This window comes from Streptomyces sp. NBC_00859, from assembly GCF_045161865.1.
Taxonomy (GTDB): domain Bacteria; phylum Actinomycetota; class Actinomycetes; order Streptomycetales; family Streptomycetaceae; genus Streptomyces.
This window is the reverse complement of sequence record NZ_CP108826.1, coordinates 271,205-286,485: the sequence shown is the minus strand read 5'-3', so window position 1 is coordinate 286,485 and position 15,281 is coordinate 271,205. Positions and strand designations below refer to the sequence as shown.

Genomic DNA, 15,281 nt, shown 5'->3' with positions numbered 1-15,281 from the left:
ATGCTCCGGCGCACGGTACAGGTAGCACCACCTTGCCGTCGGGGGGGGGGGGGCTGTCCCCCTGTGGCGGCCGGGTGGTGGCGCCATGGCCCCCGCAACCCCGGAACCGTACGTTTCATGAGGTCAGCGCATGGGCCAACAGACCGGAGACCGACATGCCACAGACCCCCTCGATGCTCGCGGAACCCGAGCAGAAGACGGGCAGTGACTTTGCCCCGCTCCTGAGGGCGGTGAAGGCGCAGGGGCTCCTGGAACGGCGCACCGGCTGGTACATCCTCAGCATGGGCGTCAACCTGCTGACCCTCGCTGCGACGATCGCCGGCATGGTCCTGGTCGGTGATTCCTGGTGGACCCTCCTGCTGGCCCTCCCGCTGGCCGTCCTCTGGTCACGCACCGCCTTCTTCGGGCACGACGCGGGACACGCGCAGATATCCGGCGACCGCAGGGTGAGCCGGGCCGTCGGTTTCTTCCACAGCAACCTGCTGCTCGGTATGAGTTACGGCTGGTGGAACGACAAGCACAATCGCCATCACGCGAACCCCAACCACGTCGACAAGGACCCGGACGTGGGCGTCGGGGTCATGGTGTGGACGCAGAAGCAGGCGGCCGAACGAGAAGGCCTCTCCCGCTGGCTCACCCGCAATCAGGCGCGGCTCTTCTTCCCGCTGCTGCTCCTCGAGGGCATTGCCCTGAAGATCTACGGATTCCAGACGGTGCTCTCCCGTGCGGAGGAGGACGGCTGCCGGCAGCAGGGCCGTGAGCGCGCCGTCGAAGGCCTGCTGCTCCTGGTGCACCTCGCCGGGTACGCCGCTCTCCTGCTGACCGTCATGTCCCCCGGCAAGGCGGTCGTCTTCGCCCTGGTGCACCACGCGCTGTTCGGGCTGCACCTCGGCATGACCTTCGCCCCGAACCACAAGGGCATGGAGATGCCCGACCCCGACGGCGAGCGCTGGGGGCATCTGCAGCGCCAGGTGCTGACCTCGCGCAACGTGCGTGGCGGTGTGCTCACCGACTGGCTCCTCGGTGGACTGAACTACCAGATCGAGCACCATCTCTTCCCGAGCATGCCCCGGCCCCACCTCCGGCTGGCCCAGTCACTGGTGAGCGCGCACTGCGGCTCGCTGGGAATGCCGTACGCCCAGACGTCCCTGGTCGACTCCTACCGGCAGGCTCTGACCCACATGCACGAGGTCGGGGCGCCACTGCGCACGGCGTAGCGGAACCGCAGAGCACGCTCGTGCGTTTCACTGACAGAGAGCGGCATCAGCCGCTGAGGAGGCGTCGATGTCCAAGCCCGCAATGATCGCCGTCGGCGGCGTGGTCGCCGGCATCATCCTGATCCCGCTGATCGGGTTTCTTCCGGCGCTGCTCGTCCTGATCGGAGTGCCCGTCGTGGCGTACCTGCTGCTCGACCCCAGCCAGCGCAGGAGGCTGCGCAGGATCTCCCGCAAGGAGATAGGGCGCTGATCCAGGCCGCTCCTGTGACCGTGCGGCGCCGCACGGTCACAGGAGCGGTGGTGCGGTGCCGCACTGTGGCCCGACCGTGCAGCGGCCGGGTGCGGCCCCGCTCAGGCGGGACGCACGGCCAGCTTCTCCAGTGCGTCGAGCAGCGCGGGCAGCGCCGGCCCCCGCCCCACCGGTACGACGTCGCCGGGGTGGTCGTCGAGGAGTACGAACGCGATGTCGTCGGTCCTGGCGACCAGCGACCAGCCTGGGCCGTCGGCGCGCAGCGTACGGGCGCCGCCCGGAGCGAAGGCCGACCGTATGCGGCCGACCGGCGGCGGTGCGTCCAGATAGGCCTTCAGCTCGTCGATGACACGGCGGGCCGGGCCGGGCGCCCTCGCTGCGGTGTCCCCGGGACCACCGCTGTCCCCGGGACCACCGCTGTCCCGGGGTTCCTGCGAGTCAACGGGTACGAACGTTTCGTCGTCTCCGATCTGCTCGCGCCACTGCGCCCACTGCAACGCGATCTCGTCGGCCCCCAGGCGCCGCTGTGCCGGGCCCCAGGTGTCGGACCCGGGTGGGGAGAGCGGTGCGGGGCCGCCGTCGGGCAGGCCCTGGGGGTCGTGCGGCGCGGGTACTCCCGGCGCTGCAACAGCGACGTCGAGCGGCCATCCCGGCAGCGAGGCGACGATCGACCGGTCGTCGGGCGACAGGTCGTACTCCATACCGCAGTCCCAGGACGCGATGGCCACCGCCACCAGTGACACGTCGTCGATCACCACGGTCCACCTCGCACCGCCCCCGTCCTGCCCCAGGACCATTCCGTATCCGTCGGGGCGCGGGTCGAGCCCGAGCGAGTGGCACGCCGAAGGGAAGTCGTCGCCCAGAACACTCGGGAACTGTGCTGGGGTCAGTAGCACCGCAGTCAGGACAAACAGCGCATCGTCGCCGGCATCGTCCGTCCCCGTCACTGGAGCCTCCTGTTGATCAGTCGTCGGCGCACCCTAACCAGTCGGTAACCCCAGCGTCGAGTGGTTGAGCGGAGGAACTGGCTCCGGTTGCCGGTCCCGGTGCTCCCGCGCCGGCCGGGGAGGCTCCCGGCCGGGCCGTCAAGGCTGTCGCACGGCCAGCGCGAGAAAACGGCTGGGCTCGTCGGCGTATGAGGACAGCTGCCAGCCCGCGGCGGCGAGCAGGGGGCGCAGCCGCCCCTCACCGCGCAGGTCGTCATCCGTGAGCCGGCGTCCCTGCCGGGCGGCGAGCGCCGCCCGGCCGATCGGATGGAACAATGCCAGCAGCCCGCCCGGCTTGACGACTCGGGCCAGTTCCCGCACGCCGTCCTCGGGCCGGGGAAGATGGGCGATCAGCCCCGCGGCGAACACGGCGTCCAGTGACTGTGACAGGACGGGCAGCCGCGTGACATCCGCGAGCAGAAGCCGGCCGTCCCGGTGCCGCCCGGCCCGTACCGCCGCTGCCAGCATCGCGGACGTCAGGTCTGCTCCGATGACCACCCCCGCGTCCCCGACCGCCCCGCGCAGCGCCGGCAGCGCCCGCCCGGTGCCGCACCCCGCGTCGAGGACGGCGTCTCCGGGGCGCAGCCCCAGCCGGGCGACGGCGGCGGCGTAGGCGGGTCCGTCATCCGGGAACCGGGCGTCCCAGTCGCGGGCGCGGGCGCCGAAGAACTCCTGGATGTGCGTGTGGTCATCCCTCATGAGCAGATGATCCCCCAGCCCGGCAGCCGGATGCCCCGGGCGGGACGCGGCTGCCCCGTTTCGGGGCATCCGCCCGGAGCCGCTGATGCCGGTGGACGGCCGTCTCGGCCCCATGACCCGCAGGATCGAATACCATGAAGAGCAGAAAATGGGGCATATCGGACCGTCGTGAGGATCCTGGACGGCCGACAGGGTGGGGGTGTCTCCGGAACGGAGGAGGACCAGAGATGGCTACGAGCCATGCCGCGCGCGCCCCCCGAAACCGCTTCGTCCTCGACGAACATCTGCCGGTCGACCACAGACTGAGCCGCGTCTACCGCTTCGGTGCCGGCCTGATGGGTCTCGTTCTGCTTGCCTTCGGGATACTCGGCCTGGTCGACAAGATCGGCTTCTTCAACACCGGTGGAGACATGGTGGCCGGCCTGAACACCAACGGTGCGCTCAGTGTCCTGTCGATCGTGATCGGCCTGATCCTGCTCGTGGGCGCGGTCATCGGCGGAAACATCTCGTCGATGCTCAATATGGTCATCGGCGTGCTCTTCATCATCAGTGGTTTCGTCAATCTCGCTCTGATCGGCACGAGCGCCAATTTCCTGGCCTTCCACATGCAGAACGTCCTGTTCAGCTTTGTGGTCGGTCTCCTGCTGATGACATTCGGGATGTACGGCCGTGTGTCGGGCAGCCTTCCGCACGACAACCCGTACTGGCGGGCCAGGCACGAGAAGCACGAGAAGCACGAGGGACCGCGCCGGCACGCTGCCGCGCGCTGACGCACCGGGGACGCATCGGTCAGCCGCCGGTGGCGCTGATCCCGGCCAGCTGCTGGGCCAGCGTCTCCCTGGACTGGAACGTCGCTCCCAGCAGGGCGACATGCTTCCAGTGGAGCGTCCCGTCAGGTGCGATGAGGAACACGGCGCGGCGCAGGCCGATGCCCGGTGCTGCGATGCCGAACGCCCGCGCCACGGACCGGTCGGTGTCCGCGAGCAGCGGCATCCGGAGGCCGTACTTCCTGGCGAACTCCTCGTGACTGTCCACGCTCTGCGGACTGACCGCCCAGACTTCGGCCCCGCAGTCGGTGAAGGTCTCGAGACCGCTGGAGTACGAACAGAGCTGCTTGGTGCAGACACTGGTGTCGTCGCCCGGATAGAACGCGAGGACGAGTGGATGCCCACGCTGCTCACTCAGTACGAAGTCCTGCCGCTCGAAGACATCGTTCCTGAGGACTCCGCCGGGCAGGGAGAAGTCCGCAACGGCTCGGCCGGGCGAGGGTGTTGATGCCATCAGTCACTCCAGGGAAGTACGGGGATACCGTCGAGTATGCCGATCCGGTCCGACCGGGTGCGAGTGGGGTGTTCACTCCGCCGTGACCACGACCGAGTGCCACCCGCTCGCACCGTTCGGGATCGTGTCGGTGCGTTTGGATGTCTGCGTCCTGCCGGTGCGGTCGGTCGCCCGGACGGTCAGGGTGTGACTCCCCGACGACGTGGGCTTCCAGGGGAAGGACCACTGGCGCCAGGTGTCCGTGGTGTCCTGCGCGGCGAGGTGGGCATGGTTCCAGGGGCCGTCGTCGACGCGCACCTCGACGCGGTCGATGCCGCGGGTCTGCGCCCACGCGACCCCGGCGATCATCACCGTGTGGCCGGTCTTCGGGCGGGCGAACGGCTTGGGTGTGTCGATCCGGGACTCGGTCTTGATGGGCCCGAGTCTGGACCAGTCGCGCTTCACCCAGTACGGGTCGTAGTCGTCGAACGTCGTGAGTTCGATGTCCTCGATCCACTTGCACGCGGAGACGTACCCGTACAGGCCCGGGACGAGCATCCGTACCGGGAATCCGTGCTCGAACGGCAGCGGCCGGCCGTTCATCCCGACCACGAGCATCGCGTCCCGGCCGTCCATCACGTCCTCGACAGGGCTTCCGATCGTCATCCCGTCCACGGAGCGGGCCACCAGCTGGTCGGCGCCGCCGCCCTTGGACGGCGGCTTCACCCCCGCCTCCTTGAGCAGATCGGCCAGCCGTACCCCGATCCAGCGTGCGGTGCCGACGTACGGCCCGCCGACCTCGTTCGACACGCAGGTCAGCGTGATGGTGCGCTCGATGAGGTCACGGTTCAGCAGGTCCGTGTAGCCGATGGTGAGGGGGCGGGTGACGCCCTTGCCATGGATGCGCAGCTTCCAGCTGTTGGCATTGACCTTGGGTACGACCAGAGCGGTGTCCACCCGGTAGAAGTCCGCGTTGGGTGTGACGAAGGGGCTGACCCCGGGGACCCGCAGCTGAGCGCCCCTGGGGACGGGAGCGGCCGGGGAGCCGGGCCTCGGCAGCGTGACCGCGTTCCGGGAGGCCACAGCGTTGCCCCCGCTGGCGTCGTTGAGGGACCTTCCCAGGGCTCCGGCGCCCGTCGAGACAGCGGCTGCGGCGGTCGCGGCGATGACGAAACCACGGCGGTCCCAGCCCCGTTCCCCGTCCGGATCCGGCTGCTCGTGCGCGGGCCCGGCCGTATCCGGACCGGCAGTCCCGGACACCGGAGCCAGGCGCCCGACCAGCCAGTACAGCAGACACGCCGCGACGACCGCACCGACGACCGAGGGCAGCGCGTCGGCGAAACCGGTGGAGTCGGGGCGGCTGGTGGCCGCCGCACTGCCGATCACGCCGAAGACCAGGACACCGGCGGCACCGACCCGGCGGTGGCGCAGCGCCAATATCCCCAGGGCGGCGGCCAGCAGTGTAAGGACGGCGAGAATGCCGAGCTGGAGTACCAGTTTATCGTTGGTGCCGAAGTGCCGGATCGCCCAGTCCTTCAGCGCTGGGGGCGTGCGGTCGATGGCAGCAGAGCCGACGGCCACGACCGGCCCCGATTCGGGGCGGACGGCGGCCGAGACCAACTCGGCGACCGCGAGGGCCGCATAACCTGAGAGCAGCCCGCACAGCGCCGCCAGCGGCATGCGGATCCATTTGCGGGGAGTTTTCGTCACGGTCTGGTCTTCGGAACCGACCGTCCCCCGGATTGGTCGAGCGGCGAAAGCGGTGATCGCTGCGCCACTCGGCTGACCTGAGGCGTACGTGACCAATCCCCTGCTCCTTCACCACCGAATAAGGAGCGACAGGGATGCCGGCCTTCCGGTCGGCACGGAGTCTGGGAGGTGCGGTGGCAGTCGATGATGCGCATACGGCGATCGGTGCTTATGCGCTGCACGCGCTCGGCGATGACGAGAGGGTGCGGTTCTTGGCGCACTGCGCCCAGTGCCACCCGTGCTCGCGGGAGGCGGACGAGTTCGCCGAGACCGCGGCGCGTCTCGGAAGCGCGCTGCGGACCGGTGTTCCCGCCGGGCTGAAGGTTCGGGTTCTCGACGGGATCGGAGGCGTTCGGCAGGAATCACCGGGACGGTTCTCCACCGGCCTCGCACGCTGGCGGGCGCTGCTCGGCCGACCCGGCGCGTACTGACCGTCCGCGACGAAGCCGCTCGTCCCGACAGCGCTGTGCGACTGCTCCGCTCGGCGCTGTCCGGTGCCGCTAGTCCGCCAGGTCGGCCTGCGCCAGTACTTTCTGGATACGCACCCGGACGAGCAGTTCACCCGCCACGCCGTTGCGTCCGGCGAACTCCTCCGCGCGTTCCTCGCCCATGTACCGGGCCGCGATCCGGCCCGCCCAGTGCCGGACTTCGGCCAGATCCTCGCTCAGCGTCGCGCGTCCCTGGAGTACGACGAACGAGAACGGCGGACGGTCGTCGTCCACACACAGGGCCACCCGTCCGTCACGGGCAAGGTTGCGTCCCTTGACGGTGCTGCTGCCCGTGTTGAACACCAGGTCCTGTCCGTCCAGGACGAACCAGACCGGGGCGACGTGCGGGCTCCCGTCGGCCCGTACGGTCGACAGCTTGCCGGTTCGTGTGGAGTGCGAGACGAAAGCCCGCCACTGGTCCTCGCTCATCTGCTGTGCCATGACGACATCATCGGTCGTGGAGAGGCGCGTCGCGAACCGAACACGCCCCGAACGCGTCTCCTTGCCCGGAGCGCGGCAGTGGTGAAGGCTGGCCGGAGTTCACGGGACCGGGGAACGAATCAACGGGGAGGGCCGGGACATGGCGCTGAGCAAGGGACTCGACTGGCTGTTGGACGACCTGACGAACCGGGTCGAACACGTGCGGCATGCGCTGGTGCTGTCCAACGACGGGCTGGTGACGGGGGCGAGCAAGGAGCTGGGGCAGGAGGACGCGGAGCATCTGGCCGCCGTCGCCTCAGGGCTGCACAGCCTCGCGAAAGGGTCGGGGCGTCACTTCCGGGCGGGCGGGGTCCGGCAGACGATGATCGAGTTCGACGAAGGGGTTCTCTTCGTCACCGCGGCGGGGGAGGGCAGCTGCCTCTCCATCCTGAGTACGGCCGACGCCGATATCGGACAGATCGCGTACGAGATGACTCTGCTGGTCAACCGGGTCGGAGAGCATCTCGCAGTGGCCGCGAGGCAGCCCGACGACGCTGCCTCCACCACGTGGTGACAAGTCGCTGACCTGCGTCGTCCACCCGGCTTACGGAGTTTTCCACAGGCCGGCCGGAGGGTGGCCCGCCCCGGCTACTCTGGTTACAGAGAGTATTCATTCCTCACGGGGGAGGGCCTCATGGCTGTAATCGAAGCGAACCGGGGTGACAGGACCGCCACGGCCGGCGGTGCGGGTAAGGCGCTGCCTCCCGGCCGCGCGGCGCGGGAACTGGGCTTGAGGAGCGGCGAGTTCGAGCTGGCCGTCCAGCTCGGGCATATCAAGGCCATGACGGGCGCAGGTGGTGCGGGGTGCCGGATCGCCCGGGACGAGATCGGCCGGCTCACTGCGATGGACGGGTTTCCGGACATCTTGAGTGAGCGGGTTCGGACGGTGGGGACGGCGGCAGCCGCGGAGCTCATCGGCGTGAGCCCGGCCCGGTTCGCCGGGCTGGCGCGCGCGGGCTGTTTCTCACCTGTCTCGTTCCATCTGAACCGCTACCGCACCGTCGTCTGGATGTATCTCGCTGCGGAGGTAAAGGAGTTCGCGGCGGGCCAGCCCGGTCTGCTCACGGGGCGGGCTCCGGAAGTGCTGCGGGGCAGGCTGGAAGCGGGGGAGGACTGGCGGGCGCGGAACTGGCGGGGGCGCCGTCAAGGGCTGTTGCTGCGCGGAGCGGAGGGCGCCTGGGCCCGTGCGGCGGTGCTGGCTGACGCCCTCGACCCGGTGCAGCTCGCGGAGTTGGTGAACGATCCGTACGAGCGCGCGTATCTGAACAGGCTCCGGCCGCCTGAGCCGGTCTCCGTGCGAACGAATTCCCCGGCGGCGCGGGAAGTGGTGCAGCGCCTGTTGTCGCCGGACGACCCAGACGAGATCCTGTGGTGCAGGACCAGTCTGATCCTGGCCCTGGATGAGGCCCGAGCGACTCCGGACGCCCCACGGCCGGGCACCGGTGACAGCGCGCGGTCCGCCGCGTGGGGCCGGTCGCGCTGAAGCCCGCGCGCCGGAGGGGGCCGCGGGTGGCGGTCTGCGAACCGAAGCCACCGGCTGCGGTACTGATCACACCTCCCACCGGATACGGTTCTGGTGTGGTGATCAATGCGGACGACATGACACCGGGAACCGCGCTACTGCTCGCGGCAGCCCCGGAGGGCAAGGGCCGTCTGACAGACGCGACCTCGGTTCTGGCAACGCTCGCAGCGGTGCCCCCGAGCGCCCTGACCGGCACTGTGGTGGCGAACGTCGTCGAACTCGCGGACCCCATGGAGCCTCAGACCGTCCTGACGCGGCTGCGCGCGGTCGCGGCGTCTCACGGGCCGCTTCATCTGTACATCGCGGGCCAGTTGCTGCTCGACCGCAAACAGCGGCAGATGCATTTCGCCCTGGCCCGCACCACGCCGGCCACGGTCCGCTACAACGGCCTGCCGTGGCACTGGCTCGCTGCCGAACTGGCGGTACGGCCTCCGGGCGCCACGACCGCGGTCGTCGATCTGGTGGCCGACTCGGATGCCTGGACACAGCTCGCGCACGGGCACTTCGGGCTCGGGCCCGGCGTGCGGCTGTACGGGCGGGTCGCACCGCCCCCCGGGCGCCGTGCGACGGGCGGACCCAGTTATCTGAGGTCCATGGCCGAGATCTGGCGTACCGGGGCGAGGCCCCCGATGGTGCAGTTGCACCAACTGGCCGCGGAGCGGAGCGGATCCGATGGCGCCCTGCTGCTGGGCGCGGCCGAAGGCGTTCCGGCGGCGTCGGCGCCCGCCTTCAATCCCCAGCACGAACAAGCCCCTGTCCCGCACCAGTCCAGTCGGAATGCTGCCCGGAGCGCCGTTCTGGACGTGGCAGCAACGGCCGCCGTTCCCGGCTCGGCGGCCTCTGCCCCCGGCGCCACCCCTCCTGCCCCGCTTCCGTCCTCCGCGCCGGTTTCCTCTCCGGTTCCGGACCCCTCGGTGGTCGCGGCTCAGGCCTCCGTGCCGGACCCTGTCCCGGACCCGCACCCCGCGATACTCTCGGCTGCTCGCGCCGGACGTCACACGGAGGCCGCCGCTGCTGCTGCCGCCTGGGAGAGTGAAGCCCTCCGTGCGTACGGCCCGGGTTCGGTTCAGGCACTGCACTGGCTCGAAGTGCGGGCCGACCTCGCGCACCTCGCCGGGGACGCGGGCCGCAGCTGCGAGTTGTGGCTGATGGCCGCGGGTGCCCGACTGCAGAGTGGCCAGACTGAGAACGACACTGAGGTCGAGGCGGCCGTGGACCGGGCGCACCACGAGTGGGAGCAGATACCCGACGCCGTACGGATGCGTACCCTTGCGCCGGACCTGATGGAAATGCGCCGCCGGGTTCCCGGACGTCAGCGCGGGGCACTCCCCTTGCTGCAACAGCGTCTGGAACAGCTGGGAATCCGTATACCGACCCCAGGCGCCGCCCGTCAGCCGTAGGACTGCCGACCGCTCCCCGTCGGCCGGGCCGCCGCCGGCGGGTCCCGCGGCGGGTAACCCCCGGCCGGGCGGCGCATTCCTCCGCGAAGCCGAGTTCCCGCTCCCTAAGGGGCCCTTGCACTGTGCTTGTCCGGGTCGGACGCTCACAGTGCAAGGACCCCTTGGGCGCACGCCCGAAGCGGCCGGGACGGTCGGTGCCTGACGGCGCGGCGGGCCGAGGGCATCGGGCGGCGCCGAGCGGGATTGAAGAAGTCTTTGCCCATGGCTTGAACTGTCCGTTCTTCCGGTCGGAAGTGACGCCGCAGGGCGGTTCCGGCACGGCCTCCGCTTCCGGACGAGCCGCAGCCCTGAATCCCGAACGGCTGAAATGGCTGGGTCGGTGGCGCCGCGCCTGTTGTCCGTGCGTTGACTGCATGCAGTCGTGTGACTCAGGCTCCGGATATAGGTGCTGATTACAACTGATCCGGCCGGGCCTTCCGTCTCCCGTATATCCGCTGGTCAATGCGGGGGTGCGAGGCTCCGGCCGTGGTCGGAAGCAGGAGGAAACGCATGTGTGGGATCACTGGCTGGGTCTCTTTCGACCGTAATCTGCGGAACGAGTCCGAAACATTGGACGCGATGACCGAAACGATGGCGTGCCGGGGCCCCGACGACCGTGGCACCTGGATCAGCGGTCCTGCGGGTCTCGGACACCGCCGGCTGGCCATCATCGACCTTCCCGGCGGACGCCAGCCGATGACCGTTGCGACCGACCGGGGCGACGTGGGCATCGTCTACTCGGGCGAGGCCTACAACTTCACCGAGCTCCGTCGTGAACTGACCGGTCGCGGGCACCGGTTCACCACCGAATCCGACACGGAGGTCGTGCTCCACGGCTATCTGGAGTGGGGCGAAGGGGTGGCCGAGCGGCTCAACGGCATGTACGCCTTCGCCATCTGGGACAGCCGGCACCAGAAGCTCGTGATGATCCGCGACCGTATGGGTATCAAGCCGTTCTACTACTACCCCACCCCGGACGGCGTGCTCTTCGGCTCCGAGCCCAAGGCGATCCTCGCGAACCCGCTGGCTCGCGCGAAGGTCGGGCTCGACGGTATGCGCGAGCTCTTCGCCTTCGTCAAGACCCCCGGTCACGCCTTCTGGGACGGTATGCACGAGGTCGAGCCCGGCACGGTCGTGACCGTCGACCACGGCGGGCTGCGCCGGCACGTCTACTGGTCTCTGGAGACCCGGCCGCACACCGACGACCAGGAGACCTCGATCGCCCATGTGCGCACGCTCCTCGACGACATCGTCCGCAGGCAGCTCGTATCCGATGTGCCCCGCTGCACACTGCTCTCCGGCGGGCTCGACTCCTCCGCGATGACCGCCATCGCGGCTCGCCAGCTCGCGGAGACCGGCGAGACCGTCCGCAGCTTCGCCGTCGACTTCGTCGGACAGGCCGAGAACTTCGTCGCCGACGAACTGCGCGGCACGCCCGACACCCCGTTCGTGCACGACGTCGCGCAGGCCTCCGGCACGGACCACCGGGACATCGTGCTCGACTCGCAGGCGCTGGCCGACCCGGATGTGCGGGCCCGGATGATCACCGCCCGGGATATGCCCATGGGCTTCGGCGACATGGATGCCTCCCTGTTCCTGCTGTTCAAGGCCATCCGGGAACAGTCGACCGTGGCGCTGTCGGGCGAGTCCGCCGACGAAGTCTTCGGCGGATACCTCCAGTTCTTCGACGAGGAGGCCAGGAACGCCGACATGTTCCCGTGGCTGGTGCGCTTCTCCCAGCACTTCGGGGACGACTCCGACGTACTGCGCTCGGACCTGAGCAGCACTCTGGATCTGCCCGGGTACATACGGGACAGCTATACGGAAGCCGTCTCCGGCATCGAACGGCTCACCGGCGAGAGCGACTTCGAGTACCGGATGCGCAAGATCTGCCACCTGCACCTCACCCGCTTCGTCCGAGTGCTGCTCGACCGGAAGGACCGGGCGAGCATGGCCGTCGGCCTGGAGGTCCGGGTACCCTTCTGCGATCACCGGCTGGTCGAGTACGTGTACAACACGCCCTGGTCGCTGAAGTCCTTCGACGGCAGGGAAAAGAGCCTGCTGCGTGAGGCGACGGCGGACGTGCTGCCGAAGTCCGTCTACGACCGGGTGAAGAGCCCGTACCCCTCCACGCAGGACCCCAAGTACGCCGTCGCCCTCCAGGACCACGCCAAGGACCTGTTGCTCAACCCCTCCCACCCGGTCTTCGAACTGGTCGACGCGGACCGGGTACGCCGCGCCGCCGAGCGTGACGTCCCGCAGATCACCCAGGCGTCCCGGCGCGGCCTGGAGCGCACCCTCGATCTCGCGCTCTGGCTCGACCTCTACAAGCCGGAGCTGAAGCTGTCCTGAGGCAGCCGGGCGGGCGGTCGCACTACTGCGGCCGCCCGCCCGTAATCCGTAACCCGCTTCACGGCTGCTGCCCGTCCGCCCGTTCCGGCGCGAGGAACGGGAGGGGGTAAAGGGCCAGGTCAAGCCGGTGGTGCTGCCGCGCGTTGCGAATTCACCCGGATGGGGAGATTCTGGTGGAAGTCAGAGTGTGTCCATCTGATTACTTTCGGTGTCCTCGGGGCTGTCATGTCAGACGCGGTGAGGTCGGCACACCGCCGCCCACCCTGATGAGGAGACGCAGTCGTGATCACTGAAACACCCCGCGAGTACGTACTGGATCTGGATGCAACGCCCGACAGGGTCCCGCAGGTCCGGCGTATCGTCGCAGCGCATCTTCGCCACTGGCAGCTCGAAGAGCTGATCCAGCCGGTCAGTCTGGGCGTGTGTGAGCTGCTCACCAATGTTCATCTGCACGCAGGTGCGGACAAACGCTGCACCCTGGAACTGCGCTGGACCGGCCGCAACCTGACCGCGGCCGTGCTGGACGCCAGCCCGCGGCTGCCCCAGCTGCGCTGTGCCAGCCCGCTGGTCACCCACGGCCGGGGTCTGCCGATGGTGGCGACCCTCAGCGACAGCTGGGGCACGCACGCCACCGATGACGGCAAGGTCGTCTGGTTCACGATTCGCGCCCAGGCCGTCACCGGCAGCCCGCTCGCGCCCCGTGCCACTCTGCCCGCCGTATCGACGGCGGCACGCCGGCTCGCCATCACGGAGAGCTCCGGGCTGCCGCAACGGCGGGCAGAGGACGCCCGGTTCCCGGAACTCGTGGACGCCGGCTCCTGACCCTGTCACAGTCCTGCGGCTCTGCGGTGCCGCAGGACAGCACCGGTTCCACCGTGCCCTGCGCAGGCAGTTTCAGCCGCGCAGGGCACGTGTGGTTCCGGTGGTTCCGTTCCCGCGAGTGCCGCGGCCGCCCGCGGTCGCACCGGCGGGCTGCGCGTCAACCACGCAGCAGCCCCGCCACCGCACGCCCGAAGAGCAGCCGCCCCGACTGAGCCGTCAACCCGTCGAAGGCCGCCGGCAGCCGCGCGATCCGCATCTCCTCGTGCCACACGACGCGACAGCCGCGGCCTTCGGGGCGCACTTCGATCCCGGCCCGGCCCAGCACCACCGTGCCCTGTTTCTCCAGTTCGCAGAAGCCGGGATGTCCGGGTTCCGGCGGCTCCCAGCGAACGACTTCCATCGGGTCGTCGAACCCCGCGGGCCCGATGCCCGTGCGCGCCACGAATCTGGTCCCCAGGCCGTTCGGCCCCCGGGTGACGACGGTGATCCTCGTCAGTGGCACGTGGGCGGCGTGCCGTTCCCACTGGGTGAGGCGCCGCCATGCGTCGTCCGGTGACAGCGCGCTGCGTCGTTCGATGCGGAACTCAGCCATGGCGGCGGGTGTCCCGATGCCCGCGGACGGGCTTGGCGCAGACCATGTGTGCAGCGGCTCCCTGATCGTGGGTCCTGTCCGGCTGCTCGTAGCCCCGGTGGACCGGTCGTCGTCCCGACGGGACCTGCCCCGGAGCCCCCAGAGTAGGTGCTCATCCGGGCGGCCCGGCACTCCCCACACAGCAGAGGGTGGTGTGTCCCCAGCGGGAGACACACCACCCTCATCGACCTGGAGCCGACCGCGAGCCGCAGCCGGACCCGCGCCGGGTCCGTGGCCTCAGTCAGTGGCCGGTGCCCTTCGTGTCACCGCGCTCCTGATCGCTCTGACCGTCGTCGTACTGGATCTGCTCCTTGCGTACCTCGGCGGACACTTCCTTCTGCTCGGTGACCTTCTCGGTCTCCATCCGCACTCGCTCGACGGCCACCGATTCCTTGCTGACCACGGGCTGTTCGGCGTGCAGGATCACCTCGGACTCCGCCTCGCCGATGCGTTCGCGGCCCGCGGTGCTGCGGTCGCCCTCCTTGATCGGCTCCCGCACCACGTGGACCTCTTCGTGACTGACGGGAACGGTGGTCGTCACGTTCTCGGTGACCACCACCTTGCGCAGCCGCGCGCGGCCCGACTCATGCTCCTCGGTGCCGACTCGCAGCTGCTCCTCGGAGCGTATGAGCTCCTCGTTCTCGTTCATGCCCGCACGGGAGCCCATACCGGCGGGAACACCCTGCGCGCCGGCGGTCGTGCCGGTGCTGGGGGCGTCGAGCCCGCCGTGCATGCCACCGTGTACGTCACGGCCACCCATGCCGGGTGTCGTGCCGCCGGCTGCCTTCGTCTTGCCCCGGGTGCCCGCGGTGTCGGCCGCCTCGCCGTGCAGCGGACCGGCTGCCTTCCGGCTCGCGGCTCCCGCGGCGCCGGCCGCTGCAGGAGCACCGGCGGACTGTCCCGGATGGGTGAGGCCGTAGTGCTGGTACAGCTCCTGCTCCTGGGCGAGATCGAGGTGCTGGTCGGCGTCGAGGCGCGGGGCGTCCTTGACGAGTTCCTTGGCGTGGGGGATGTGCAGGGCGTTCTCCTCACGCCGGGCACCTTCGAGCGGGATGAAGGTTTCCTTGGTGCCGAACAGGCCGGTCTTCACGGTCGCCCACTCGGGGCGGCCACTCTGGTCGTCGAGGTAGACCTGCTCGACGCCGCCGATCTTGTCCCCGGTGATGTCGTAGACCATCAGGCCGGTCAGTTCATCGGGGCTGCGGAAGTCGGCTGCCATCTGTGATCACTCCCTTGTACGTGGTCCGGCAGAGGCTCGGACGGCCCCGCCCGCGGATTGCACGCGTTCTTCCATCGGGTCCTCATTCCCGCCTCCCGGCAACACGAATGGACCTGGCCGACTGCCGGAAAGCCCGGGGAGGGCGGTCGGCGCGCCCTGACGCCCCG

General features: G+C 69.7%; 16 protein-coding genes. 9 read left to right on the top strand and 7 right to left on the bottom strand.

The genetic code is table 11. The features are described 5' to 3' along the window. The first annotated feature begins 155 nt into the window (after nucleotides 1–155). A complete protein-coding gene (locus OG584_RS01325) occupies nucleotides 156–1,217 on the top strand; it encodes a fatty acid desaturase family protein (protein ID WP_405774096.1) in 1,062 nt (353 codons plus the stop codon). A 67-nt stretch (nucleotides 1,218–1,284) separates the two neighbouring features. Then, nucleotides 1,285–1,467 carry a hypothetical protein gene (locus tag OG584_RS01320; RefSeq protein WP_405774095.1) on the top strand — a complete coding sequence of 61 codons (183 nt, stop codon included), beginning with the start codon at nucleotides 1,285–1,287 and terminating at the stop codon, nucleotides 1,465–1,467. Between the two features lie 101 nt (nucleotides 1,468–1,568). Here OG584_RS01320 and OG584_RS01315 read toward each other — a convergent pair whose 3' ends face one another. Together OG584_RS01315 and OG584_RS01310 are read right to left on the bottom strand one after the other, a co-directional pair. Further along, nucleotides 1,569–2,414 (bottom strand): hypothetical protein, encoded by an 846-nt coding sequence (locus OG584_RS01315; RefSeq protein ID WP_405774093.1) that lies wholly within the window; start codon nucleotides 2,412–2,414, stop codon nucleotides 1,569–1,571. Nucleotides 2,415–2,552: 138 nt separating this feature from the next. Further along, the gene (locus tag OG584_RS01310; RefSeq protein WP_405774091.1) at nucleotides 2,553–3,152 is read right to left on the bottom strand and encodes a class I SAM-dependent methyltransferase; all 600 of its coding nucleotides are present in this window, start codon (nucleotides 3,150–3,152) and stop codon (nucleotides 2,553–2,555) included. 227 nt (nucleotides 3,153–3,379) lie between these two features. Between OG584_RS01310 and OG584_RS01305 the strand changes: the two genes are divergently transcribed. Then, on the top strand, nucleotides 3,380–3,922 hold the full coding sequence (locus OG584_RS01305; protein WP_405774089.1) for a DUF4383 domain-containing protein: 543 nt from the start codon (nucleotides 3,380–3,382) through the stop codon (nucleotides 3,920–3,922). A 19-nt stretch (nucleotides 3,923–3,941) separates the two neighbouring features. Here OG584_RS01305 and OG584_RS01300 read toward each other — a convergent pair whose 3' ends face one another. After that, nucleotides 3,942–4,433, bottom strand: coding sequence for a peroxiredoxin (locus OG584_RS01300; protein WP_405774087.1), 492 nt, complete (start codon nucleotides 4,431–4,433; stop codon nucleotides 3,942–3,944). A 72-nt stretch (nucleotides 4,434–4,505) separates the two neighbouring features. Next, the gene (locus OG584_RS01295; RefSeq protein WP_405783808.1) at nucleotides 4,506–6,092 is read right to left on the bottom strand and encodes a molybdopterin-dependent oxidoreductase; all 1,587 of its coding nucleotides are present in this window, start codon (nucleotides 6,090–6,092) and stop codon (nucleotides 4,506–4,508) included. Between the two features lie 203 nt (nucleotides 6,093–6,295). On the opposite strand from OG584_RS01295, the gene OG584_RS01290 reads away from it, so the two are divergent. Beyond that, a complete protein-coding gene (locus OG584_RS01290) occupies nucleotides 6,296–6,592 on the top strand; it encodes a hypothetical protein (RefSeq protein ID WP_405774085.1) in 297 nt (98 codons plus the stop codon). 69 nt (nucleotides 6,593–6,661) lie between these two features. Here the strand turns inward: OG584_RS01290 and OG584_RS01285 are convergent, their stop codons facing one another. Beyond that, a complete protein-coding gene (locus OG584_RS01285; protein WP_405774083.1) occupies nucleotides 6,662–7,090 on the bottom strand; it encodes a PPOX class F420-dependent oxidoreductase in 429 nt (142 codons plus the stop codon). Nucleotides 7,091–7,229: 139 nt separating this feature from the next. On the opposite strand from OG584_RS01285, the gene OG584_RS01280 reads away from it, so the two are divergent. From OG584_RS01280 to OG584_RS01260, 5 genes are all read left to right on the top strand, one after another. Continuing rightward, the gene (locus tag OG584_RS01280) at nucleotides 7,230–7,643 is read left to right on the top strand and encodes a roadblock/LC7 domain-containing protein (RefSeq protein WP_405774081.1); all 414 of its coding nucleotides are present in this window, start codon (nucleotides 7,230–7,232) and stop codon (nucleotides 7,641–7,643) included. Between the two features lie 120 nt (nucleotides 7,644–7,763). Beyond that, the gene (locus tag OG584_RS01275; RefSeq protein ID WP_405774079.1) at nucleotides 7,764–8,612 is read left to right on the top strand and encodes a DUF6397 family protein; all 849 of its coding nucleotides are present in this window, start codon (nucleotides 7,764–7,766) and stop codon (nucleotides 8,610–8,612) included. Between the two features lie 95 nt (nucleotides 8,613–8,707). Then, nucleotides 8,708–10,051 (top strand): hypothetical protein, encoded by a 1,344-nt coding sequence (locus OG584_RS01270; RefSeq protein ID WP_405774077.1) that lies wholly within the window; start codon nucleotides 8,708–8,710, stop codon nucleotides 10,049–10,051. 549 nt (nucleotides 10,052–10,600) lie between these two features. Next, complete coding sequence (asnB, locus tag OG584_RS01265; RefSeq protein WP_405774075.1) at nucleotides 10,601–12,442, top strand: asparagine synthase (glutamine-hydrolyzing); 1,842 nt, start codon at nucleotides 10,601–10,603, stop codon at nucleotides 12,440–12,442. Nucleotides 12,443–12,724: 282 nt separating this feature from the next. After that, nucleotides 12,725–13,264: an ATP-binding protein gene (locus OG584_RS01260; RefSeq protein ID WP_405774073.1), complete on the top strand. Its 540-nt coding sequence runs from the start codon at nucleotides 12,725–12,727 to the stop codon at nucleotides 13,262–13,264. A 157-nt stretch (nucleotides 13,265–13,421) separates the two neighbouring features. On the opposite strand, the gene OG584_RS01255 is transcribed toward OG584_RS01260, so the two are convergent. Beyond that, nucleotides 13,422–13,856, bottom strand: a complete 435-nt coding sequence (locus tag OG584_RS01255) for an SRPBCC family protein (protein ID WP_405774071.1) — start codon at nucleotides 13,854–13,856, stop codon at nucleotides 13,422–13,424. Nucleotides 13,857–14,136: 280 nt separating this feature from the next. Further along, nucleotides 14,137–15,114: a PRC and DUF2382 domain-containing protein gene (locus OG584_RS01250; RefSeq protein ID WP_405774069.1), complete on the bottom strand. Its 978-nt coding sequence runs from the start codon at nucleotides 15,112–15,114 to the stop codon at nucleotides 14,137–14,139. Nucleotides 15,115–15,281 lie beyond the last annotated feature (167 nt).

Bases quoted from the DNA above. Each gene is read 5' to 3' on its own strand.
- OG584_RS01325 (WP_405774096.1), top strand. From the start codon at position 156: ATGCCACAGACCCCCTCGATGCTCGCGGAACCCGAGCAGAAGACGGGC.
- OG584_RS01320 (WP_405774095.1), top strand. From the start codon at position 1,285: ATGTCCAAGCCCGCAATGATCGCCGTCGGCGGCGTGGTCGCCGGCATC.
- OG584_RS01310 (WP_405774091.1), bottom strand. From the start codon at position 3,152: ATGAGGGATGACCACACGCACATCCAGGAGTTCTTCGGCGCCCGCGCC.
- OG584_RS01305 (WP_405774089.1), top strand. From the start codon at position 3,380: ATGGCTACGAGCCATGCCGCGCGCGCCCCCCGAAACCGCTTCGTCCTC.
- OG584_RS01300 (WP_405774087.1), bottom strand. From the start codon at position 4,433: ATGGCATCAACACCCTCGCCCGGCCGAGCCGTTGCGGACTTCTCCCTG.
- OG584_RS01295 (WP_405783808.1), bottom strand. From the start codon at position 6,092: ATGCCGCTGGCGGCGCTGTGCGGGCTGCTCTCAGGTTATGCGGCCCTC.
- OG584_RS01285 (WP_405774083.1), bottom strand. From the start codon at position 7,090: ATGGCACAGCAGATGAGCGAGGACCAGTGGCGGGCTTTCGTCTCGCAC.
- OG584_RS01280 (WP_405774081.1), top strand. From the start codon at position 7,230: ATGGCGCTGAGCAAGGGACTCGACTGGCTGTTGGACGACCTGACGAAC.
- OG584_RS01275 (WP_405774079.1), top strand. From the start codon at position 7,764: ATGGCTGTAATCGAAGCGAACCGGGGTGACAGGACCGCCACGGCCGGC.
- asnB (WP_405774075.1), top strand. From the start codon at position 10,601: ATGTGTGGGATCACTGGCTGGGTCTCTTTCGACCGTAATCTGCGGAAC.
- OG584_RS01255 (WP_405774071.1), bottom strand. From the start codon at position 13,856: ATGGCTGAGTTCCGCATCGAACGACGCAGCGCGCTGTCACCGGACGAC.
- OG584_RS01250 (WP_405774069.1), bottom strand. From the start codon at position 15,114: ATGGCAGCCGACTTCCGCAGCCCCGATGAACTGACCGGCCTGATGGTC.